The 22,205-nt window shown below is 36.5% G+C and carries 21 protein-coding genes and 1 pseudogene; 20 read left to right on the top strand and 2 right to left on the bottom strand.

Features of this window, described 5'->3' with window-relative positions; all coding sequences use genetic code 11:
• Positions 1 to 17: 17 nt before the first annotated feature.
• The 3 genes from MHH69_RS11945 to MHH69_RS11935 all read left to right on the top strand — a co-directional run bounded on the left by MHH69_RS11945 (position 18) and on the right by MHH69_RS11935 (position 2,197).
• A complete protein-coding gene (locus tag MHH69_RS11945; protein WP_341362409.1) occupies positions 18 to 662 on the top strand; it encodes a YIP1 family protein in 645 nt (214 codons plus the stop codon).
• Between the two features lie 165 nt (positions 663 to 827).
• Positions 828 to 1,097, top strand: coding sequence for a hypothetical protein (locus MHH69_RS11940; RefSeq protein ID WP_122972311.1), 270 nt, complete (start codon positions 828 to 830; stop codon positions 1,095 to 1,097).
• Between the two features lie 182 nt (positions 1,098 to 1,279).
• Positions 1,280 to 2,197, top strand: a complete 918-nt coding sequence (locus MHH69_RS11935) for a class I SAM-dependent methyltransferase (protein WP_341362408.1) — start codon at positions 1,280 to 1,282, stop codon at positions 2,195 to 2,197.
• Positions 2,198 to 2,285: 88 nt separating this feature from the next.
• On the opposite strand, the gene MHH69_RS11930 is transcribed toward MHH69_RS11935, so the two are convergent.
• Positions 2,286 to 3,968 (bottom strand): NucA/NucB deoxyribonuclease domain-containing protein, encoded by a 1,683-nt coding sequence (locus MHH69_RS11930; protein ID WP_341362407.1) that lies wholly within the window; start codon positions 3,966 to 3,968, stop codon positions 2,286 to 2,288.
• Positions 3,969 to 4,435: 467 nt separating this feature from the next.
• Between MHH69_RS11930 and MHH69_RS11925 the strand changes: the two genes are divergently transcribed.
• From MHH69_RS11925 to MHH69_RS11915, 3 genes are all read left to right on the top strand, one after another.
• Positions 4,436 to 5,017 carry a nitroreductase family protein gene (locus MHH69_RS11925; protein ID WP_122972308.1) on the top strand — a complete coding sequence of 194 codons (582 nt, stop codon included), beginning with the start codon at positions 4,436 to 4,438 and terminating at the stop codon, positions 5,015 to 5,017.
• Positions 5,018 to 5,341: 324 nt separating this feature from the next.
• Positions 5,342 to 6,001 carry a suppressor of fused domain protein gene (locus MHH69_RS11920; RefSeq protein ID WP_122971555.1) on the top strand — a complete coding sequence of 220 codons (660 nt, stop codon included), beginning with the start codon at positions 5,342 to 5,344 and terminating at the stop codon, positions 5,999 to 6,001.
• A gap of 127 nt (positions 6,002 to 6,128) precedes the next feature.
• Complete coding sequence (locus MHH69_RS11915; protein ID WP_341362406.1) at positions 6,129 to 6,869, top strand: hypothetical protein; 741 nt, start codon at positions 6,129 to 6,131, stop codon at positions 6,867 to 6,869.
• Positions 6,870 to 6,997: 128 nt separating this feature from the next.
• Here MHH69_RS11915 and MHH69_RS11910 read toward each other — a convergent pair whose 3' ends face one another.
• Positions 6,998 to 8,002 (bottom strand): nucleoid-associated protein, encoded by a 1,005-nt coding sequence (locus tag MHH69_RS11910; protein WP_122971556.1) that lies wholly within the window; start codon positions 8,000 to 8,002, stop codon positions 6,998 to 7,000.
• Positions 8,003 to 8,163: 161 nt separating this feature from the next.
• Here MHH69_RS11910 and MHH69_RS19335 point away from each other — a divergent pair.
• The 14 genes and pseudogenes from MHH69_RS19335 (at position 8,164) to MHH69_RS11835 (ending at position 22,099) form a co-directional block, all read left to right on the top strand.
• Positions 8,164 to 8,872 (top strand): annotated as a pseudogene (locus tag MHH69_RS19335) (HAD family hydrolase).
• A 103-nt stretch (positions 8,873 to 8,975) separates the two neighbouring features.
• Positions 8,976 to 9,419: an Lrp/AsnC family transcriptional regulator gene (locus MHH69_RS11895; RefSeq protein ID WP_241559290.1), complete on the top strand. Its 444-nt coding sequence runs from the start codon at positions 8,976 to 8,978 to the stop codon at positions 9,417 to 9,419.
• 376 nt (positions 9,420 to 9,795) lie between these two features.
• Complete coding sequence (nikB, locus tag MHH69_RS11890) at positions 9,796 to 10,737, top strand: nickel ABC transporter permease (RefSeq protein ID WP_341362403.1); 942 nt, start codon at positions 9,796 to 9,798, stop codon at positions 10,735 to 10,737.
• A gap of 9 nt (positions 10,738 to 10,746) precedes the next feature.
• On the top strand, positions 10,747 to 11,643 hold the full coding sequence (locus MHH69_RS11885) for an ABC transporter permease (protein ID WP_122971559.1): 897 nt from the start codon (positions 10,747 to 10,749) through the stop codon (positions 11,641 to 11,643).
• A gap of 19 nt (positions 11,644 to 11,662) precedes the next feature.
• Positions 11,663 to 13,210 (top strand): glutathione ABC transporter substrate-binding protein, encoded by a 1,548-nt coding sequence (locus MHH69_RS11880; protein WP_341362402.1) that lies wholly within the window; start codon positions 11,663 to 11,665, stop codon positions 13,208 to 13,210.
• Positions 13,211 to 13,340: 130 nt separating this feature from the next.
• Positions 13,341 to 14,321: an ABC transporter ATP-binding protein gene (locus tag MHH69_RS11875; RefSeq protein ID WP_122971560.1), complete on the top strand. Its 981-nt coding sequence runs from the start codon at positions 13,341 to 13,343 to the stop codon at positions 14,319 to 14,321.
• On the top strand, positions 14,318 to 15,340 hold the full coding sequence (locus tag MHH69_RS11870; RefSeq protein ID WP_341362401.1) for an ABC transporter ATP-binding protein: 1,023 nt from the start codon (positions 14,318 to 14,320) through the stop codon (positions 15,338 to 15,340). Before MHH69_RS11875 ends, MHH69_RS11870 begins: the two co-directional genes overlap by 4 nt.
• 114 nt (positions 15,341 to 15,454) lie before the next feature.
• Positions 15,455 to 17,059 carry a gamma-glutamyltransferase family protein gene (locus MHH69_RS11865; RefSeq protein ID WP_122971562.1) on the top strand — a complete coding sequence of 535 codons (1,605 nt, stop codon included), beginning with the start codon at positions 15,455 to 15,457 and terminating at the stop codon, positions 17,057 to 17,059.
• A 26-nt stretch (positions 17,060 to 17,085) separates the two neighbouring features.
• A complete protein-coding gene (locus MHH69_RS11860) occupies positions 17,086 to 17,670 on the top strand; it encodes a chromate transporter (RefSeq protein WP_341362975.1) in 585 nt (194 codons plus the stop codon).
• Positions 17,667 to 18,227, top strand: coding sequence for a chromate transporter (locus tag MHH69_RS11855; RefSeq protein ID WP_341362400.1), 561 nt, complete (start codon positions 17,667 to 17,669; stop codon positions 18,225 to 18,227). Before MHH69_RS11860 ends, MHH69_RS11855 begins: the two co-directional genes overlap by 4 nt.
• 300 nt (positions 18,228 to 18,527) lie before the next feature.
• Positions 18,528 to 19,316 (top strand): ABC transporter ATP-binding protein, encoded by a 789-nt coding sequence (locus tag MHH69_RS11850; RefSeq protein WP_406927403.1) that lies wholly within the window; start codon positions 18,528 to 18,530, stop codon positions 19,314 to 19,316.
• Between the two features lie 3 nt (positions 19,317 to 19,319).
• Positions 19,320 to 20,123 (top strand): ABC transporter permease, encoded by an 804-nt coding sequence (locus MHH69_RS11845; RefSeq protein WP_341362399.1) that lies wholly within the window; start codon positions 19,320 to 19,322, stop codon positions 20,121 to 20,123.
• Entirely contained in the window at positions 20,124 to 20,996 is an 873-nt protein-coding gene (locus MHH69_RS11840; protein ID WP_122971567.1) for an ABC transporter permease, read from the top strand.
• Between the two features lie 203 nt (positions 20,997 to 21,199).
• Positions 21,200 to 22,099 carry an ABC transporter substrate-binding protein gene (locus MHH69_RS11835; RefSeq protein WP_341362398.1) on the top strand — a complete coding sequence of 300 codons (900 nt, stop codon included), beginning with the start codon at positions 21,200 to 21,202 and terminating at the stop codon, positions 22,097 to 22,099.
• The last annotated feature ends 106 nt before the right edge of the window (positions 22,100 to 22,205 follow it).

The raw sequence follows: 22,205 nt of genomic DNA, 5'->3' as shown, positions 1-22,205 counted from the left end.
TAAAAGAAGGTGATTTGATGAATGAACAAGAACAACAAAAATTAAATCCGTTTTTATCGGTTTGGTTACATCCGAAAAAAACAGCAAGATATGTAATGGATCATAAGGGGATTCCTTATTCGCTTTTCATCATTATTATCGGATATATCGGCGTATTCTGTGCATCAATAATTGATACAGAACTTTATCCATTTTTTCCAATTTGGGGAATATTAATCTTACTTATTTTCTGTTCAGTGTTTTTCGGAATTATTTCTAATGCATTCTATTCCTTAATTGTTTGGCCGATAGGGAAAATGTTTAAAGGAGTTGGAACATATCAGGAGATATTTAAAGGATTATCCCTTATTTCAATTCCTTATGTGATTTTAATTCCTTTTTATATTATTTGGATGTTTACTGATCCATATAGTTTATTTACTCCGGATGTTGAAGGTAGTAGTTTACTCCTAGTTATTATTACGCTTTTGTTAACAGTTGTAGTAACGGTTTGGTGCATTGTCATTTCCGTTGCGGTTATCGCAGAAGCACATCAAATTTCAAATTGGAAAGCTTTCTTTACCCTATTAATACCGACTGTTATTTTTACGATTTTATTTATTATCGTTTTCATTTTTCTCGCTATAATTGGAATAGCAATCGGTTCATTTTTCGCCTACTAGCAGAGATATTCTGCTAGTTTTTTTGTTTTAAAAGAACAATGTATGACGAGTTATGACAGTAAACAATTAGGAATATAATACATTACACAGTAAAAAACATTTCGGATTGCATGACATGTAGTTGTTTCAAAAGGATTGGGAAAATTATACGAAGGAAGTGTAATTTTGGCGATTTCAAATCCTCAATATGCCTTTTTAGAGGCTGATTACGTGAATCCTAACTTGAATGAAGCCATTTGGGAACTGCAAGATTCTTCTGAAAAAGTAAACAACAATGGACTACTTGTTGATGCTCAATCTAACGCTCGTTTTAAAATAATTCCAACGAACATCTATTTAAAATTAAATGCGTTGTTTCCTTACCTTCATATGGTACCGATAGATATGTATTGTATTGTAATGTTGTTTATAGGAGAGGGGTTTTTACTTAAATAAACCCTATCCTTTTTCAGAACGATATTGTAAAAGTAGAATCTTTTTTGTACTTAAAGTGAACAATTAAGGTTGAAATAATTGATAAAAATTTTTATTTATGCTATAATTTACAATTAAATTAGTAATGTATATAATAAGATTCTCCTGGCCAGGGGAATCTTATTTTTTTGGGAGGAAAAGGGTTGAATAATAATGAAGCAAGTTTAACTTCCTTAATATCTGCTTTTAGTAGAGCGTACCATAGTAAATTTGATGAACCAAAAATATTTGATGATTTTATCGCAGCGGATTTAATTACCGAAAAAGAATTTGCAACGATTCGAGAAAACATGATTAATGGAATACAATTTTTTAATAATGAAATTGCACATCAGTTTCAAAATCAACCAGATGAAATACTAAAATGGATTACGCAAGTACAACTTTCCCCAACGCCTTTAGCTCGTGCTGCCTATTGCGAAAATATATTACAAAATGAAATTCTACTTGGCGTTCAACAATATGTGATTTTAGGAGCTGGGTTGGATACTTTTTGTTATCGGTATCCCCATTTAAATGGGTGTCTAGAAATATTTGAAGTGGATCATCCAACTACACAAGACTTTAAAAAAATAAGATTAACAGATACTCACTATCAAATTCCAAAAAATCTTCATTTTGTTTCAATGGATTTTACGAAATTATATAATACCGAAAAGCTTGTTGGAGTAGGGTTTAATGAAAAACGTAAAACTTTCATAAGTCTTTTAGGTGTTTCTTATTATTTAACAAAAGAGGAATTTGCTAAGTTGCTAATTGAACTTTTTGTAAAATTACCAAAGGGAAGTTCAATCGTTTTTGACTATGCAGACGAAAAGTTATTCGAAGAAAAAGGTGTGTCAAATAGAGTTCAAAATATGGTTCGAATGGCTTTAGCCAGTGGAGAGCCAATGAAATCGTGTTTTTCTTATGAAGAAATGGAGAAATTATTAGAAGACGCAAATTTACTTATTTATGAACATTTATCACCAGATGCAATCCAAAATCAATTCTTTAGTAATCGGACAGACTATTTATCTGCATTTGAAACGATTCATTACATTCATGCTGTAAAAAAATAGTATTTATTTAAAAGGATAGGTAAATATAAATCAATGAAAAAGAGGCTGTTCTTTAAAGTTTCTACTTTATTGAACAGCCTCAATAGATTTATGGAATGGCATAGACTTCTACTGTGAAGCTTTCTCCATTTGTATTTTCCGGATTGGCGATGTAAAGATTATCTCCAGTTACAACGTCTGTCTCCGACTCGGATTGAAGATCGTTTAATATCGTAGGATCGACGTCAAAACTAATATCTTTCATAACATCGAACTGGACATTAGTTGGTCCATCGATGACTTTCCACTGTAGCTTTGTCGCGTAAGACGGGATACTTTGAATAGAGAAATTATCGCTTGAACGATGGTCCTGATCTTCTTGTGGCTGACCTTCAGAACGGATTGTCGCAATTTTTTCGGGAGCTTCGACCTCAACTTGGAATGGGTCCCCGTCTAATACACGGTCATAAGCATACCATGCGCCTAGCCATCTTCCCGCAGCTTCATTGGAGTCTGCTGATATAAGTCTTATAGAGAAATTATCTGATCCATTTGTGGAAGATCCTTGCCATGTTGAAGCAAAAGGAAACTCATCACATTGTTTACCGGTCCGGTCTTCATTTGCAAATTCTCTTGCACAGACACGGCTAGTCTTTGATCTATTACGATTGTATTCTGTCTGATGTCGTTTTGAATACATACGTGTTAATGTATTATCCCCGACTCCTCCTGGTATTTGTTTTCCAATCATTTCAGGTTTTGTTTGTTCTGGATGATCCATTGCAAATTTCCAATGCTCACCAGCTTCTTTTAACATTTCAAATTCTGGTTTCGTAATGGGTACATTGAAAATAGGCGTTGCATTACTGAATACAGCTCCTTGCCAGTAATATTGATCAGGGAAAACAAACATATAATTAGCAGAATCAAAACGAACTTTCTGTTTAATACCATCAATACTTTCTTCAAATTTCCTTGCTTTATGGGTAAAGGTAAGCTTCGGCCAAAATTCCATATACCCAATCTTATCTGGATTGTCTGCATTTGCTTCAGGGGCTTCTGAAGTGAAAATTTCTGTACTATAGTTTGTGTTTTTCCATTGGGCAATCGTTCGTTCCGTTGCCGGATAGTCGGGATCCTCTTGACAGTCTCCTACATTCAGTTTTGATTCACATACCATATCAATTTTTAATTTTGCACCGTTTAAGGCTGGATCGGTTACTTGTATATCTTCAATCGTATAAAAGACCCTCATTTTTCTGCTTTGGTTGGAGCCATAGCCTATTTCAGTAAATTGAAATTGTACGCCTTCGTAATCACAAATCGGCCCTATACATTTAACTGGAACTTGATATGTTGCAACATGAGACCAGCAAAAGGAGTAACGGTTTTTAATATATCCGGTTTCGGAACTGCTTTCTGGGTGTCTTTGGCATTCGTCGGTTGTTTGGATATGATCATAGTCAAAGGCAGGGGGTGCCCATTCGCCTTCTGCAGTTTTAAATGGAGGAGCCAAGTTTACTCTATATGTTGTTTTGCTTTGTTGATCTTCTTTCATTAATTCGTTTAATGGCTGGATACCTTCTGTTTTCTGAAGCTGATCTTGCTTGATTCCAAGGTCGCCAATGGGCTTTCCTTCTTCCATCAATTCGGTAACTTTTTCAACCATGTCTTTTGGAACCCAATAACCTCCACCTTCTGCTTTTGATTCTGCTTGAGTTGGTGATACCATTCCGATAGACAAAAATAGAGCAAGGACAACTAAAAGAGACTTCCTATAAAACCTAGACATCCAATCCCTCCAAGTTTTTAATAGTATGAAATTCTTCTTCACAAATAAAAGAGGCAACAAACAACCTTTATAACTTCGATGACATCTAAGTTGATGTCAGAATACTACAAATTATAATACTATACAATAATAAATAAGGAAAATAAATCCAATAACCTATCCTACTAGGAAATATGTGTTATAGAAAGAACGTATAATTTCATCATGTTTTTCAACTATCATCTCCATTTCTTAGATGAAGGAAAATTAATTTTTATATTGATACGCTATGTGAAATAGAACAGATTCCCTATTAAGAAATCTATTTTCATTTTCACTCAAAAGCAAACTAGGAAAGAAGAAAGTAGAATTAGACTTTTTATGAAAATATCATTTGATAGTTGTGAGCGGAAAGTGTTTCCTAGACCACAAAATAGCGTAAAGCTATAATGAAATAGGAATGAATAGAAAGAGAGGGATTTCCTGTTATGAATTATTTTGAAGCGTTGAAAAATCGTCGTTCCATCCACTTTTTAGAAGATGTGACAGTAGTTCCAGATGAACAAGTAATTGAAATTGTTGAAACGGCATTAAATCATGTGCCAACGGCTTTTAATGGGCAAGAGACTCGTGCAGTTGTAATTTTTAATGATGAACATAGAACGTTATGGAATCGTGTAGAGGAAGTGGCGAGGGCAAAGAATGGAGACCGAGATTTTTCACGTACCGAGTCTCGTATTAATGGGTTCCGTAATGGCCATGGAACGATTTTGTTTTTCCAAGATACGGCTATTACAAAAGGATTCCAAGAAAAAATGCCAAATTTACATAATGAATTTGATGTTTGGGCGCAACAAAATCAAGGAATGTTACAATATGCTATATGGACTGGTTTAGAAGCAGTCGGTTATGCAGCATCCTTGCAACATATGGAAGTACCATTAAAAGAAGAATGGAATATTCCTTCAACATGGACATTAATCGCCCAGATGCCCTTTGGTAAACAAAATCAAGAATTAACAGAGAAACATATTGTGCCTGTGAAAGAAAAGTTAATTGTAATTCGATAACAAACGATCTAAACGGATTCTGAAATATGGAATCCGTTTTTTTTATTTTCTGCAGAAATCAAGAGGGGAAAGTTTTATATATCAGTAACTCTTACCTGAATGATTGGTGACCAAATTAGTAGTTCAATAGATGTTTGGGTGCTAAAAGGACTATGGACAAAAAACGTTTTTCCTAAAATTAGGAAACTTATTACATAATTAGAAAAAGTATAGTATTATAGCTTTGGTTAAAATCTAATCTTTCATAAAAAAGATTGTTTTTTTAGATGTAATTATAGAGGTCGAACCGATATAAAATTAATATCTGTGAAAAGGAGGGTTTTGATGAAACTTGATGAGTATAAAAGGCTTGCGGCAGAACAGGAAGATTGGGCACCAGGATGGGAATCGATAGATTCGGTTTTTGATAACCTCTATCCTAACCAAAGTCCAGCCCATTACGGAACATTGTTACATTCTCGTGCCATTTTTGGTGGTGATGAATATTTAGATGGATATAGTATTTATGATTCACCAAAAGGATTTAAACATTTAGTTACCTACGGAATGACAGAACTTTATACAAATGAAGAAGCATTCGCTGGTGAGTGGAGTCGCTGGGGCTATGAAATGACGATAAAGCTTAAAGAACAAACAAATGATGAATGTATGTGGGCCATTGATATGTTATCTAACCTTGCAAGATATACTTTCACTCAAAATCGTTTTTTTAAGCCATTGCAATTTATAGCAGGAAATGGAAGTTCTCTTCATATAGGGACGGATTCCAATATTACAGCTTTATTAGTCGTGAATGATACTGAAGCTGAAGGGATTAATACGGTTCATGGTAAAGTGGAATTTATGCAATTAGTTGGTATTACACAAAGAGAATTAGAACTATTAATGGAAAATCGAAAGAAAGCAGATGTTCTTATTGAGGAGATGAAGAAGGATAACCCGTTTTTAATAACAGATATGAAAAGGACCGATTCTTATTTATAATAGTTTAAAAGACTTCAATTTGAAATTTTAACTTCAGGAATATTTACTTACTATAGACTGAATGTTAAAATAAATCGGTCTAAACAAATACCTTTTTAAGGAAAAATTAACAATTAGGAGGAATGAAATGTCGGTACCCCCAAATTTTGAAGATTCATCAACAAACAGCGTAGAGGAAGAAGGTATAGCTATAGAGGAACAAACAATAAATGAAGAAACGCCGAATGAGTACGGATTGAAGTATTGGTTAATTACACTTCTTCTTTTAGCGATTCCTTTTGTAAATATTGGATTTATTATTTACTGGGCATTCTTTGAAAAGAAGGAACCTCGTAAATCATTTACAAGAGCATATTTAATCATTTTTGGAAGCTTTTTTGTACTTTATATGTTATTAATAGCAGTATTTTTCTTCTTTTTTGCCATGGCTTATTTCCAAGATCCATATGAGTATTTTGGTGAGTCTACAAATAAGTATAGTGATGAATACGGTTATAGCGAAGACTATGAATACACTGAAGATTATTTATATGAAGATTCGTATTTGCCAACAAGTTATTATGATACAAGTGTAGTAAATGGTGTGGAAATAGCGGATAGTTGGACTGAACTTAATTATGATTATGAATGGGAACTATTTGTCGACCTATACGTTTCCGGTGAACAAGAAGTAAATGAAATTAAGTTAAAGGTAGAGCAAGTAGACATTGATGGTACAGTTTTAAATACTTCCTATGAGACATTCAATGAGCGTTATTTACCTGGTAATAACTATCACGTTCAACTAGATTTAACAGATAGCTATGATCCGAATGTAGCGGAACTTTGGATAAGTATTGTCGGTGAAAATGATTTAAATAATCTTTAATGAAAAGAACGATAAAAGTAGATGTATCGGTACATAAATGTAGCATTTTTTATTCCAATACATAAAGTTTATTTAAAGTAAAAATCCCACACCTTGCTTTGAGGTAGTGGGATTTAACCGTTATAAAGTTATAATTCTTCTTGGAAATAAATTTTGTAAAATTTTCGATTTGTCCCTTCATCATAACCAATTTCAATGAGCTCGTCGACTTGTTCGATGTTTTGGACATTCACTTGTATTTCGATATTGGAATCAAGTTTTATTTTCCGTTTATACGTTTTTTCTACCTTTTCAATAGCTGTTTCAGATATAACGGTTTCATATGGTTTGACAGTATTGACAATGATATCTTTTTGAGCGGGATCCACTTTTTCAAATACTGTATCAATATAATTATCTACTTGAAATTCCTCTTCATTTCTAAAATAATCGAGGGTTTTATTTAATAAACCTAACTTCTCTGTATTGGAATAACTTTCTTCTTTTAAAATATACTTTTTACATTCTGTTAATGCTAAATTCGTTTTATGGTAATGTTCATCAGCCACTTTAATTTTTAAAAAACGCTCTTGCCAATAGACGACATCTTCTTTTCGTTTTGTTTTAATAAAGACGATTGGAGCTTCATCCGCTCCCATATCGACGATAACGGCCATATTATTTATTTTCTTTGTGTTTATGCCATCAATACCATTTACAACAAGTTTGTTTTCTTCATTTTTCACATCTAAAAATAGTTCTTTTTCATCGATTTTGACAATTGCTAATACCTTTTTTGCACCAGTTGGCATCATACAATTTTCAAATAGACCGATAAATAATTCGCCACCTTTAATGTTTGGATGCTGGGAGGCACTTTGTAAATGGGTAGCAATATTTTTCGACTGTTCTAGAAAACCATCATCTTGGTCAAAAATTGATTTCACATAAGTATATATTTCGTTTAATCCGAGATCCGTTTCATGGAAAAATTCGTATGGTTGTTCAAAATCGATTTTATGAAAAGCTAATTGAGTAAAGGCTGCTTCCAGCATCATTTCTGGTTGAGGATACACTTCTTCGCCTGTTAAAAGGGTATCTGCTACATAATGGATAATATATTTCGATAATTGACTTTCACTAACATCTAGCATTATCTTCACCTTCTCATCTAAAGTTGTCGATAATCTACCATAACATAATTTCTAGACTATGAATATATCACAATAATATTTACTTGTGACCTTTTATAATAGAGGGCTTTTATAAAGTTAGAGAGAAATAAAATAGTATCGTTCCTTGAGGAGTGGTGATAATGATCAGAGCTATTTTGTTCGATTTAGATGGGACGTTACTCAATCGTGATGAGTCGGTGAAATATTTTGTTGAAAATCAATATGACCGGTTTTGTACAAACTTTGAATTCATTTTAAAGGAGATGTACACAAAGAGATTTCTGGAACTCGATAATCGAGGATATGTCTGGAAAGATAAAGTATACCAAAAGTTGACAAGGGAAATGGATATAAACAAAGTAGCGTGGCAAGAGTTGTATGAAGATTACATTACTGAATTTTACCATTATTGCATTCCTTTTCCTCATCTCAAAATGATGTTAGAGGAATTAAAAAGGAACAACCTTTTATTAGGTATCGTGACAAATGGAATGGGGCAATTTCAAATGGCAAAGATAAAGGCACTAGAAATTGAAAGAATATTTTCAAACAATTATTATCTCAGAATGGGAAGGGGAAAAAAAGCCTCATCCTAAAATATTCAAAAGAGCAATGGAGAAACTAGACGTTTCCCCTTGCGACTGTGTATTTGTTGGTGATCATCCTCTCAATGATATCGAAGCTAGCCAAAAGGTTGGGATGAAGACCATATGGAAAAAGGATTACACTACTTTTTATGTGAACGCAGATTATACAATAGATAATTTAGCAGAAATTCCTCTTATTATTTCCAATTTAAATAATGGGGAGGGGAAAAAAGGATGTTCTTTCATTTTGATTGAAAAATAGGCTATAATCATTCTGATTGGAATAAAAATGCGTGGATTATTATCGTTTTGATTAATTTTCTCGTATAATACGCATAAATAGAAAGTTGGATGGAGGAGATGAAGTGGATCAAATCGATAAAAATATTTTGTCGCTTTTAACTGAAAATGGGCGTTTATCTTATGTAGATATCGCGAAAGAATTAGGTCTATCCCGGGTTGCTGTCCGTGAACGGGTTGCTAAACTAATGGATGATGGCGTAATCGAGCAATTTACCGTTGTCATTAATAGCTCGAAAGTAGGGAAAGAGGTTTCTGCATTTTTTGAAATAGACTGTGAGCCAAGTTCCCTCGTTCGAGTAGCGGAAGCATTGGCGGAAAATCCAAGTGTGGCCAGCTGCTATCAAATGACGGGACCTTCTACATTACATACCCACGTATTAGTTGATAATTTTCCTGCTCTTGAACGATTCATCAATGAAGAATTATATGCATTAGACGGAATTACCCGAGTTGAAAGTCATATTTTGCTTCGACGATTTAAAAGTAGACGTGGTTTAAAATTATAATAATTTTTAAAACTCATCGTAGATTACGATGGGTTTTTTTATATCTTACATTTTGTTTTACAAACATAGGTAAATGGAAACATTTCGTAAGTCGAAAGGTATGGAGAATTATGAAAAGCCTATTTCTATCGCAATGTAAACCTTTTCAGTTTCCGAACAAAAATTAATGTTATGGGGAAAAATAGTAACTTTTCGGAAGTATTTTGCTGCTAAAACTATCAAAAAGTAGAATGATTAGATAGAATTTTTAAAAAAATCTATATTTTTTGTAGATTTTTAAATTTCTATGGCGTATAATCGTTTTTAAATTATTCAGAACATTAAGTAAGTGAAATTGAAAATTTGGTTTACAAATGTTCGAAAAGGAGGCTGTTAAATGATTGCAATGATTGTCCGTAGGTTTTTTCAATTGATTTTCTTATTATTTGGAATTACCTTCTTAGTTTTTTCTTCTATGTATCTTGCACCTGGAGACCCAGCTTCTATGATTGGAGGGCCAACTGCAACAGAAAGCGATCTAGAAGCCATTCGAGATGATTTAGGATTGAATGATCCTTTCCTCACTCAATACGGTCGCTACATAGCCAACTTAGCTCAAGGAGATTTAGGATTCTCCTATCAAACCCGCCAGCCAGTTGCTGAGGCTATTGCTATTCGATTTCCAAACACATTAAAGCTTGCCGTCGCCAGTATGATTATTGCGATTATAATTGGAATCTTCGCTGGTTTAATTTCAGCATTGAAGCACAATAGCTGGTTGGATGTCACTTCGACTACCTTTGCCCTCGGAGGAATTTCCATTCCCAACTTTTGGTTAGGTTCCATTCTTATTTTAATCTTTTCCGTTAATCTTCAATGGCTCCCGGTAGCGGGATTGTCAGATCCGTGGTGGACAGCAGAAGGAATCAAACAGCTCATCTTACCAGCCATAACGCTCGGAACCGGTTCGGCAGCGATGATTGCCCGAATGGTCAGGTCTTCGATGCTTGAGGTTGTTCGTGCTGATTATGTGCGAACGGCAAGAGCGAAAGGCGTGAAAGAGCGCAGTGTTATTTGGATTCATACTTTAAAAAATGCGATGATTCCTGTCATTACAGTAATTGGTTTGAATTTCGGTGCATTGTTAGGTGGCACGATTATTACTGAGAAAGTGTTCGCTATTAATGGGGTTGGGCGTTTAATGATTGATGCGATTGCAGCCCGCGACTTCCCGATGGTACAAGGATCTGTATTACTAGTCGCAACTTTATTTGTTCTAGTAAATCTGATCGTCGATATTGTTTATACGTATATTGATCCAAGAATTAAATATCAGTAAGAAAGGGGGATGACAATGGCTGAAACGGTAGCTTTAACAAGTATTAAAAAAGAAAAGAAGAAAGAAAAAACCTTTATCGTCATTACGAAACGATTGTTAAAAAATAAACTGGCAGTTGCTGGTTTAATTATTATCGCGCTCCAAATCGCCATGGCAATATTTGCCCCGTTTATTACTTTTCATGATCCGGTAAAGCAAAACTTAAATTTAAGTGAGCTTCCGATGTTTAGTGAAAATCATTGGTTAGGAACAGACAATTACGGCCGTGATGTATGGAGCCGAATTGTATATGGAGCACGTATTAGTTTAATCGTTGGGATTGTTGCCGTAACTTTAGGACTTATCGGTGGCGTTATCCTCGGGATGCTCGGTGGTTATTATAAAAAACTAGATGGCTTGATTATGAGAATAGTAGATTTGTTGTTCTCATTCCCAGGTATTTTACTTGCCATGCTGATTATTGCCATTTTAGGAACAAGTTTAATCAATGTGGCCATTGCTATAAGTATTTGGTCAATCCCTACTTGTGCAAGAATTGTTAGAGGTTCCGTTCTTTCCATTAAAGAAAAGGAATATATCATGGCGATGAAATCGTTAGGAGCTTCGGACTTACGCATTATGTTCAAACATATATTGCCAAACGCCTTTGCTCCAATTATTGTATTTGCCACAATGCGGATGGCAACAGCCATTCTTTCTACGGCTTCACTAAGTTATTTAGGATTAGGGGCTCAGCCGCCAACGCCTGAATGGGGGGCGATGATTTCCCAAGGACAAGCATTTATGTGGACTTCCCCCCACTTAACGATAATACCAGGTATTGCCATTATGTTAACCGTGTTTGCCTTTAATGTAGTGGGTGATGGATTACGCGATGCCATTGATCCAAATATGGATATTCAATAAAACAAACGGAGGAATGAAAATGAAGAAAAATTGGTTCTTAATGTTTACCCTCATTACGGCTCTATTATTAGCAGCCTGTTCGAGCGATGATTCATCATCTCAATCAAGCAATGAATCTAGTGGAGGTTCGAAGGAAGTTGAAAGTTTAACGTATGCTTCTTTAACAGATGCAGTTGGTTTAAGCCCGATTATGACAAATGACTCAGCATCTTCTAACGTTATTGAACATGTTTATGAAACTCTTTTTGAAAGAGATGCTGAGACGATGGAAATTAAACCATTATTAGCTGAATCCTATGAAAACCCAGATGAACTTACTTGGGTAATCAAATTAAAACAAGGAATTAAATTCCATGATGGAACAGACTTCAATGCAGAAGCAGTGAAATATACGTTTGATAAACTACGAGATCCAGCAACAGCAGCACCTCGTGCAAGTTTACTAGAACCGGTAGATACAATTACAGTTATTGACGATTACACAGTTGAAATTAAAACGAAATATCCATACGGACCATTTTTAGCAGCTTTATCCCACTCGAATGCAGCGATTGTTAGTCCAACAGCTGACCAAAAGCAAGATTTAATGAAGGAACCAGTTGGGACAGGTCCATTTAAGTTTGTTAGTTGGACACCAGGTGACCAAGTTGTATTAGAAGCTAATCCTGAATATCGTGATGGCCCACCGGCAGTGAAAAAGTTCATTTTAAAAGTTGTTCCAGAAGTATCCACAGCAATTTCTATGTTACAGGCAGGGGAAGTACAATTTATTGACAAGCTTCCAACTGAACAGTTAAGCCGGATTGAGGGGATGAAAAATGTTAATGTCGAAAAAGTAAATGGTACAGGAGAATACTATTTAACATTCAATTTCTCCCGTCCTGAAAATCAAGATCCAGAGTTTAGAAAAGCGGTAGCAAGTGCTATCGATCGCGATGCATTTATTTCAAAATTAAATGATTTAGGTGTAAGAAGCGACAGTGTCATCGGACCTCAAGTGTTTGGTTATCAAGATACTGCTGATAATGCTGGAACACCATATGACTTAGAAACAGCAAAAGAATTAGTAAAGAAAAATGGTTATGATAAACGTCCGATTACGTTACTTACTGCTAACCGTGGAAACTTCGTATTAATGGCTGAAGTTGTTCAAGCTCAATTAGCGGAGGCAGGATTCGATGTTCAAATTGAAACGATGGAATGGGCAGCATTTTTAGATACTGCAAGAGCGGGAAATTATGACCTTACATTCTTAAGTTGGTCAAACGTAACTGCAGATGGTTCTGAATTACTTTACCCTAACTTCCATAGCGATAATGTTGGTTCATCAAACCGTGCCCAATATAGTAATCCAGAATTCGATAAACTGGTAGAAGCGTCAAGAACGACGACAAATCAAGAAGAACGCTTAACGATTTTAGATCAAGCAAATCGATTAATGCTTCAAGATGATGCGGTAGTCGTAATGTATCACGACGTTGTAACAGCAGCATTAAGCAATGATTTACAAGGGCTAATTCTTGATCCGACTGGGAAATGGGATATTTCTGCTGTAACAGCAAAATAGTTGAAAAGTTAACGGGACAAAAAGGGAACAAACTTAACTTGTCCGGTCGGTTAATGAACAATGGGTTGGATACACCACTTACAGATTGTTCACACACCTTTACAAGTAATGCAGAAAGTAGGGTTACATTATGGGAGAGACATTACTGGAAGTCAAAAACATTGTGACGGAATTTCGCACAGCAGACGGACAACTTCCCGCTGTGCGAGATGTCTCCTTTTCATTACAAAAAGGAGAAACACTGTGCATTGTCGGTGAATCAGGTTGCGGTAAAAGTATTACTTCTCTCTCGGTAATTGGACTATTACCTAGCAATGGAAAGATTACGAGTGGAGAAATTCTTTATGAAGGCAACCCAATTCACAATTTACCACAAGAAAAAATGCGTAAAATACGCGGTAATAAAATTTCAATGATATTTCAAGAACCGATGACTGCTTTAAATCCGGTACTTACAATTGGTTATCAAATTCGGGAACCGTTAATGATTCATCATGGGTTATCGAAATCAGAAGCAACAAAACAAGGGATTGAATTGCTAAAACAAGTAGGGATTCCTTACCCGGAAAAACGGATGAATCAATACCCCCACGAACTGAGTGGAGGAATGCGTCAACGGGTTATGATTGCTATTGCTTTATCTTGTAATCCAGGATTGTTAATTGCGGATGAACCGACGACCGCATTAGATGTTACGATCCAAGCTCAAATTCTTGATCTCATTAAAGCTTTAAAAGAAAAGTACAACATGGGTGTCATGATGATTACCCATGATATGGGTGTTGTAGCCGAAGTTGCTGATCGGGTTATGGTGATGTATGCAGGGAAAAAGGTTGAAGAAGGAACGGTTGAAGAAATCTTTAATAACCCAAAGCACCCTTATACAATAGGTCTTTTAAATTCTGTACCTAATGTAGACGATCCAGATTTTGAATTGGAATCGATTCCTGGATCTCTACCTAGTCTAAATGAACAAATCACTGGATGTCGATTCCATACGAGATGTCAATTTGCAACGGATATTTGCCGGACAAAAGAGCCGACAGTATATGAAGTATCAGCAAGTCATAAAGTGAGCTGTTGGTTAACGGAAGAGGGGGTGAACAAATGAAAGTCGCTTTAGAAAAAACATCGCCAAAAGAAAAGATTGATTCAAAGGTGCTCCTAGAACTCCAAGGCATTAAAAAATATTTTCCTATTAAAGGTGGCGTTCTGCAACGGAAACAAGGCGATGTCAAAGCGGTGGAGAATGTTTCCCTTAAGCTTTTTGAAGGGGAGAGTTTAGGAGTAGTAGGTGAATCGGGGTGCGGAAAATCAACATTAGGTAGAGCTATTTTAGGATTAGAAGAGTTAACCGATGGTAAAATCTTTTTTCAAGGTACTGAAATTCAAGATTTAAAGAGAAAAGAAAAGCTTCGGTTTGTAAAACAAATGCAAATGATTTTCCAAGATCCCTTTGCCTCATTGAACCCCCGTCAACGAATTGGTCATGCGTTGGAGGAAGTGTTCACGATGCATACAGACATGTCGGCAAAGGAAAAAAGGGAAGCGGTCATTAGTTTATTAGAAGAAGTTGGATTAAAAGAGGATCATTTTTATAAATATCCCCATGAATTTAGTGGGGGGCAACGTCAACGGATAGGTATTGCCCGTGCCATTGCCTTAAATCCTTCCTTTGTCATTTGTGACGAAGCGGTTTCGGCCCTTGATGTGTCCGTTCAAGCTCAAGTATTAAAGTTGTTAAAGACATTACAGGAGAAATATCAGCTTTCTTATTTGTTCATTTCCCATGACTTAGGTGTCGTACGTTATTTCTGTGATCGGGTGCTTGTTATGTATTTAGGTAATACGGTGGAACTTGGTACAGTAAAAGACTTGTTTGATAAGCCTCTTCATCCATACACGCAAGCATTATTATCGGCGATTCCAAGACCTACCGTTAATCGGAATCGTTCGAGAATTCGTCTTCAAGGGGATTTACCAAATCCGGCAAATCCGCCAAGTGGTTGTCCGTTTCATACGAGATGTCCAATTGCAACGGAAAAATGTTCAGCTGAAAAACCGGAGTGGAAAGAATACGGACCAAATCATTTTGCTGCCTGTCATTTTGCAGGTCAGTCTATATTGTAAAGAAAACTCCTCCTACGAAAATAGTAGGGGGAATATTAGTTTCGTAGTAAACTATATTTAAACAAATGAAACTTGGTACTATGTAGTTGAATGTTGTTTATAGGAGGAATGTTCATGGATTATTTATTTCACCCATTTGCATCAAAACGACATACCGTTTTTGCTAAAAAGGGGATGGTGGCTACTTCACAGCCATTAGCAGCACAAGCAGGATTAGAAATTTTACAAAAGGGTGGGAATGCGATTGATGCAGCCATTGCGACAGCGGCTGCTTTAACTGTTGTTGAACCGACTTCAAACGGAATCGGTGGTGATGCTTTTGCGTTAGTATGGATCAAAGATCAATTGCATGGATTGAATGCTTCGGGTCCTTCTCCACAATCTATATCAGCTCATGCAGTTAAGGAGTTAGGGTTTGACAAAATGCCAGTACATGGTGTTATTCCGGTTACCGTTCCGGGTGTCCCAGCTGCATGGGCGGCATTGGCAAAACGTTTTGGGCGTCTACCATTATTAGAATCATTAAAACCAGCAATCCGCTATGCGGAAGAAGGATATCCGTTAACGCCGATTTTAGGGAAATATTGGCGTATCGCCTATAACAAATTTAAAACGACTTTTGCAACAGAAGAATTTGATGCATGGTTTGAAACTTTTGCTCCAAATGGAAGAGCCCCTGAAATAGGGGAAGTTTGGAAATCACCGGGTCATGCTGCAACACTGAAGTCAATTGGGGAAACGGAAGGCCGCTCCTTCTATGAAGGAGAACTTGCTGATAAAATTGATTCATTTATGAAACAGCATAATGGATTTTTAACGAAAAGTGATTTAAGCCAATTTGAACCCCAATGGGTAACGCCGATTTCCACCAATTATAGAGGCTATGATGTTTGGGAAATTCCACCTAATGGGCAAGGAATGGTAGCTCTTATGGCATTAAATATATTCGAAAAATTACCAACGCCCCAATGGCAAAGCGCGGAAACGATCCATCATCAAATTGAGTCGATGAAACTGGCCTTTACAGATGGTCAAGCATATATAACAGAACCGGAGGAAATGCCGATTTCTGTTGAAGAATTATTGTCTGATCGTTATGCAGAAAGACGCAGCCAAATGATTGGTGATGAGGCCCTTGATCCGCAACCTGTTGAATTAGTAAAGGGTGGTACTGTCTATTTAGCTGCTGCAGATGAAGAAGGAAATATGATTTCCTATATTCAAAGTAATTATATGGGCTTTGGTTCGGGAATCGTTATCCCGGGAACGGGCATAGCGATGCAAAATCGTGGAGCAGACTTTAGTTTAGATGAATCCCATCCGAACGTGTTAAAGCCTGGTAAGAGAACATATCATACGATTATTCCAGGATTTTTAACGAAGGACGGGCAAGCAGTCGGACCATTTGGTGTAATGGGTGGTTATATGCAGCCTCAAGGCCATTTCCAAGTTGTAACGAACACGATTGATTATTTATTAAATCCTCAAGCAGCTTTAGATATGCCAAGATGGCAATGGATGAAGGGTAAAACGGTACACGTGGAGCCGGAGTTCCCGAACTACTTAGTTCAGGCGCTTGCACGTAAAGGTCATGATGTGCATGTAACTTCGGATGGTGGTAGTTTTGGGCGTGGTCAAATTATTTGGCGAAATCCAGAAACTGGAGTATTGCAAGGTGGAACAGAATCCCGTACAGATGGAGCAATAGCGGCTTGGTAAAAACTGTAGAGAAAGAACAGGCACCTGTGTCCCTAACTCCTGAACCACCACGCCCTTATTGGAAAAGAAATTGGGATATTATTGTCGCCTTCTTTCGAGTAGGAATGTTAGGCTTTGGAGGGGGGCCATCTGCTATTCCCCTTGTGCATCAAGAAGCCGTAAAAAAATATAAATGGATGACAGATGAGGAATTTTCGGATACATTAGCTATTGCTAACACGCTTCCAGGACCAATTGCTACGAAAATGGGCGGTTATATTGGCTATCGTGTTGCCGGTGTCGTTGGTTGTATCGGTGCCTTGCTTGCAACGGTTGCTCCAACTGCCATCATCATGATTTTTTTACTGCAAGTTTTACAAAAATTTAAAGATATACCATGGGTACAACATATGTCCATGTCAGTTGTACCTGTTGTCGCTGTAATGCTTGCGACGATGACGTGGGATTTTATAAAAAAATCAGGGGAAACCCTTGGCTGGTTAAAAGGATCAATTTTTATATTTTGTGCTTTACTTTTAACGGAATTACTTCAAATTCATCCAGCAATCGTGATTTTAGCTTTAATTATGTATGTGTTTCTTCCCTTTAGCCGAAGGGGGTTAAAGAAATGATATATTGGGAAATTTTCTGGGCCTTCTTTATATCGAGTATTTTAGGTTATGGTGGTGGACCGGCTTCCATTCCGTTAGTAGAAAAGGAAGTTGTAGACCATTACGGCTGGCTGACAAACCAGGAATTTAGTGAAGTGTTAGCGGTTGGTAACTCATTACCTGGACCGATTGCTACGAAACTTGCTGCCTACATTGGCTATACAGAAGGTGGTTTCCTTGGTAGTTTTATAGGTTTGTTTGCTACAGTAGCCCCATCCATTATTTTAATGTTGCTGTTAATGGCGGTCTTACTGAAACATAAAGATAAGCCTCAAGTTAAAAATATTAGCGTTGTAGTACGGCCGGTCATAGCTGTTCTACTAGGTGTAATGACGTTCGATTTTGCAAAAGATAGTGTTGTAAGTCTAGGAGTCATTTATACAATCATTTTATTAGTAGGAAGTTATGTATTACTTGAAAAATTGAAATGGCATCCAGCGCTAGTTATTCTTATTGCGCTTGTAATAGGTGCAGTAACTGGTTTATACAATTCCGGGGAATTAACCTTCGGATTTTAAAGTGAATGCCTAAAGAAGTTCAACCGATATTCTGGTTGAACTTTTTTTGTTTTCCGAGTTTATAAGATTTATTTAATATAGTATCGCTCGAAAAAGAATTTTCTAATTTTTAGCTACCGAATATGCATGAAAACTATTGGAAGTTCAAAATAGTAAATTTTTTACGTAATCTTTTTACACTTTGTCTAATGTATATGACAATTTCCTCGCTATATAATTATGTAAATAATCTTCACATATTGAGTAATAAAATCTGCCATGGAATAATTAGTTATTCCGACAATGGAATGGAGAGGAGAGATGTTCATGACAATAACGAAAATAGACAGTCCGGAAATTATGATGAGTCAAGTAAGTATGTGTTACAAAACGAATTCAACTGAAGTGCTGGCGTTAAAAGAAGTGACAGTAAATATTCAAAAGGGAGAGTTTGTATCTTTACTCGGACCGTCCGGTTGTGGGAAAACGACATTGCTTCGTATAATGGCAGATTTATTGCAACCTACAAGTGGTGAAATTACTATCTCAGGCGGAACAGCAAAAGAGGCTCGATTGGCACGGAAATATGGTATCGTTTTTCAAAGTCCTGTTTTGTATGATTGGCGAAAAGTTAAAAAGAATATTACATTGCCATTGGAAATGATAGGGCTACAAAAAGAAGAACGGGAAGAGAGGGCTGAACGATTACTAGAATTAATAGGACTCTCAAAATTTAAAGATCAATACCCTTGGCAATTAAGTGGTGGAATGCAGCAGCGTGTAGCCATTGCAAGGGCATTAGCCATTGAGCCGGAGATTCTACTAATGGACGAGCCTTTTTCTGCATTAGATGAATTTTCCCGGGAGCGATTAAATGAAGAACTGCTTTCCATCTGGTCTAAGGTAGGTAGTACCGTTGTTTTCGTTACCCATAGTATCCCCGAAGCGGTATTTTTATCAGACCGTGTTTTTGTTCTATCCCCACATCCAGGAAGATTATCGAAAGTAGTAAATATACCCCTACCTCGTCCAAGAAGAGAGGAAATGAGAAACAGTCCCGAATTTTATCAACTAATATCTGACATTCGTCAAAGTTTTGAAGGAGTGTAGCCGATGAAGTGGCAAGTGTATCGAAGTCGATGGGTTCCTACGATCATGTTAGTTATCGGTTTATTGATTCTTTGGGAGTTTCTTTCTTGGCTTTTATTAACGTTAGATGTTCCATTAGCCCAATCGAAAGTTCCTTATATTCATGAATTAGTTATCACCTTTACCCAATATTCCGGAACCCTTTTTTCGGAAGGTTCGGTTACCTTGGCCAATGCTTCCCTAGGATTTCTTTTAGGGGCTGTTGGAGGAATTGTATTAGCTATTTTGATGAGTCTGACAAAATGGTTAGAACAACTCGCCTTTCCTTATGCTGTAGCTTCCCAAATGATTCCTATTCTAGGTTTAGCACCGATTGTGTATGGTATTTTTCGAGATGAACAATTAGCCAGAATTTTGATTGCAGCTTATACAACCTTTTTCCCTGTTACTCTAAATATGTTACGAGGTTTGCGCAGTGCTGAACCTTCCTCCCTTGAACTAATGTACTCCTATGCAGCAAAAAAGTGGACCATTTATACCCGGCTTCGCTTTCCACAGGCATTGCCAAGTCTTTTTACGGGGTTAAAAATTGCAGCACCTTTAGCTGTTACAGGTGCGATTTTAGTAGAGTTAATGGGTGCAACAAAAGGATTAGGGGTGCTTATGCTTCGTAATCTTTACTATGGCCCTTCCCATAATTATATGTTTTGGCTAACCGTTCTTTTTGCTGCTTTCTTAGGAATAGTAAGTTATTTCATTGTTACTGTTATAGAGCGAATAGTCACCCCATGGCAACCGGAATTTCGAAAGTCAGGAGGAGATAAATAGATGGGAGAAAAAATTGCTGATCATAAGACGTGGGTCGAATCATCTGTTGAACAAGAAACGTCCTCTCTTCCTTTTACATTTTCAATCTCTCAAAAAAGAACAAGTAGAAAGAAGAATGTACGTAAAGTTCTCTTACCTCTTATAGCGGGTATTTTGTTTTTATTATTATGGCAATATCAAGTTTTTCACCGTATTTTCCAGTTAGAAACTTATCAATTACCGATTCCCACAAGTATTGGAGAAGCCTTCGTTGAAAATTTTAGTACCCTTATTTCCTTCACAGGCTATACATTAACGGAAGCCTTCTTCGGAATGGTTATTGGATCAGCACTCGGGTTTCTTTGGGCAATACTTGCGGCAGCTTTTCCAAAATGGGGGAAAAGTGCATTAATGTTAATCGTCGCTTTCAATGCGGTTCCAATTGTTGCTTTAGCACCGATTATGAATCTCTGGTTTGGCAATGGAATTGGCTCAAGAATAGCAATTGTTACAATAACGACAATGGCCGCTATGGCAATAAATACGTATAAAGGGTTAATGAATGTAAATCCACTTGCATTAGATTTAATGTATTCCTACGCAGCTAAAAAAACTAAAGTATTTCGATATTTAAGAATCACCAATAGCCTACCATATATATTTACTGCTTTAAAAATTAATACGACGGCAAGCATGATTGGTGCCCTTGTTGGTGAGTTTTTCTACTCTTCAAAAGGATTAGGTTATTTACTTTCCAACTCAATTAAAATTGCTCAAATGCCCCTTGGATGGTGTTGTATTGTCATTGCTTCGATTGGAGGGGTCCTCTTTTATTTAATAATGGAAGGTTTAGAGAAAGTTTTCTTAAGTTGGCATACTTCTGAGAGAACGTAATGGATTCATTTAATTTAGATAAAATGACAATGAATTAGAGGGGGAATGGGAATGAAACGAAAATTTTATAGTGTTTATCGTTTATTTGCACTATTTGTACTTGTCATAGTTATGATATTGACTGCGTGTGGATCTGAAACGGAAAGTGGGACTAATTCTGAATCATCAAGTAATGGTTTAACGCCTGTTACATTGCAATTGAAGTGGTTTCCCAAGCCCAATTTGCCGGTTATTATGTAGCGCTTGAAAAAGGATATTATGAGGAAGAAGGGCTTGATGTAACAATTGCTCCAGGTGGCCCTGACATTGTGCCGGAACAACAGGTTGCTAATGGAGCGGCACATATCGGGGTTGACTGGGTAGCAAGTTTATTACCCCATATTGAACAAGGGTTGCCTTTAGTGCAAATTGCACAAATTTATCAAGAAAGTGGATTGTTACTTATTTCGAAAAAGGATGCCGGAATTGAGTCGCCGGAAGATTTAGAAGACAAAAATGTTGGTAATTGGATGGGTGGAAATGAATTTGAACTATTAGCTTTATTTGATAAATATGGATTTGATCCAAATAGCGATCTTTCTTTTGTAAAACAAGCTTTTACGATGGATCAGTTTTTATCGGGAGAACTAGATGCAGCATCTGCTATGACCTATAATGAATATCATGTTGTTCTTGAATCGGGAGTTTCAGAAAGTGACTTAAATGTGATTGATATGAATGATGAAGGTGTTGCGATGCTCGAGGATAATCTATTTGCCAATAAAGAATGGTTAGAAGAAAATAAAGAGACGGCAGCAAAATTCCTTCGGGCTTCCATTAAAGGATGGCAAGAAGCGATAAAGGATCCAGAAGGTGCAGTAGATATTATAATGGCTGAATCTGAAGAAGGAAGTAGTACAAGGGAACACCAATTGACGATGATGAAAGAAGTGGCAAAACTTGTCGTTCCAGAAGGGTTTGATCCGGAAAAGATTGGACAAACCGATGCGGAAATGTTCCAACAAACAGCAGACATCGCCCACCAATTTGGGGTAATCGAAAAACCTGCTAATGTAGAAGAGGCTTTTACGAATGAAATATTTGAGATGGCCACTTCGCAATAATGTAAGAACAAGTATCACAAAATGAATATTATTTATAATAAGCAGGTAGAGGAAAACGGTATGTTTTTCTTTACTTTTTTTGTGTTTTAATGTTCAGAATTTTGAC

This window comes from Ureibacillus sp. FSL E2-3493, assembly GCF_038077515.1.
Lineage (GTDB): Bacteria > Bacillota > Bacilli > Bacillales_A > Planococcaceae > Ureibacillus > Ureibacillus halotolerans.
Note: the sequence above shows the minus strand (reverse complement) of the source record. Positions and strands in the feature narration are given on the sequence as shown.

What these genes read in the sequence shown, in the direction of transcription:
- MHH69_RS11945 (WP_341362409.1), top strand. Translation starts at nt 18, where the DNA reads ATGAATGAACAAGAACAACAAAAATTAAATCCGTTTTTATCGGTTTGG.
- MHH69_RS11930 (WP_341362407.1), bottom strand. Translation starts at nt 3,968, where the DNA reads ATGTCTAGGTTTTATAGGAAGTCTCTTTTAGTTGTCCTTGCTCTATTT.
- MHH69_RS11925 (WP_122972308.1), top strand. Translation starts at nt 4,436, where the DNA reads ATGAATTATTTTGAAGCGTTGAAAAATCGTCGTTCCATCCACTTTTTA.
- MHH69_RS11920 (WP_122971555.1), top strand. Translation starts at nt 5,342, where the DNA reads ATGAAACTTGATGAGTATAAAAGGCTTGCGGCAGAACAGGAAGATTGG.
- MHH69_RS11915 (WP_341362406.1), top strand. Translation starts at nt 6,129, where the DNA reads ATGTCGGTACCCCCAAATTTTGAAGATTCATCAACAAACAGCGTAGAG.
- MHH69_RS11910 (WP_122971556.1), bottom strand. Translation starts at nt 8,002, where the DNA reads ATGCTAGATGTTAGTGAAAGTCAATTATCGAAATATATTATCCATTAT.
- nikB (WP_341362403.1), top strand. Translation starts at nt 9,796, where the DNA reads ATGATTGCAATGATTGTCCGTAGGTTTTTTCAATTGATTTTCTTATTA.
- MHH69_RS11885 (WP_122971559.1), top strand. Translation starts at nt 10,747, where the DNA reads ATGACAATGGCTGAAACGGTAGCTTTAACAAGTATTAAAAAAGAAAAG.
- MHH69_RS11880 (WP_341362402.1), top strand. Translation starts at nt 11,663, where the DNA reads ATGAAGAAAAATTGGTTCTTAATGTTTACCCTCATTACGGCTCTATTA.
- MHH69_RS11875 (WP_122971560.1), top strand. Translation starts at nt 13,341, where the DNA reads ATGGGAGAGACATTACTGGAAGTCAAAAACATTGTGACGGAATTTCGC.
- MHH69_RS11870 (WP_341362401.1), top strand. Translation starts at nt 14,318, where the DNA reads ATGAAAGTCGCTTTAGAAAAAACATCGCCAAAAGAAAAGATTGATTCA.
- MHH69_RS11865 (WP_122971562.1), top strand. Translation starts at nt 15,455, where the DNA reads ATGGATTATTTATTTCACCCATTTGCATCAAAACGACATACCGTTTTT.
- MHH69_RS11855 (WP_341362400.1), top strand. Translation starts at nt 17,667, where the DNA reads ATGATATATTGGGAAATTTTCTGGGCCTTCTTTATATCGAGTATTTTA.
- MHH69_RS11850 (WP_406927403.1), top strand. Translation starts at nt 18,528, where the DNA reads ATGTTCATGACAATAACGAAAATAGACAGTCCGGAAATTATGATGAGT.
- MHH69_RS11845 (WP_341362399.1), top strand. Translation starts at nt 19,320, where the DNA reads ATGAAGTGGCAAGTGTATCGAAGTCGATGGGTTCCTACGATCATGTTA.
- MHH69_RS11840 (WP_122971567.1), top strand. Translation starts at nt 20,124, where the DNA reads ATGGGAGAAAAAATTGCTGATCATAAGACGTGGGTCGAATCATCTGTT.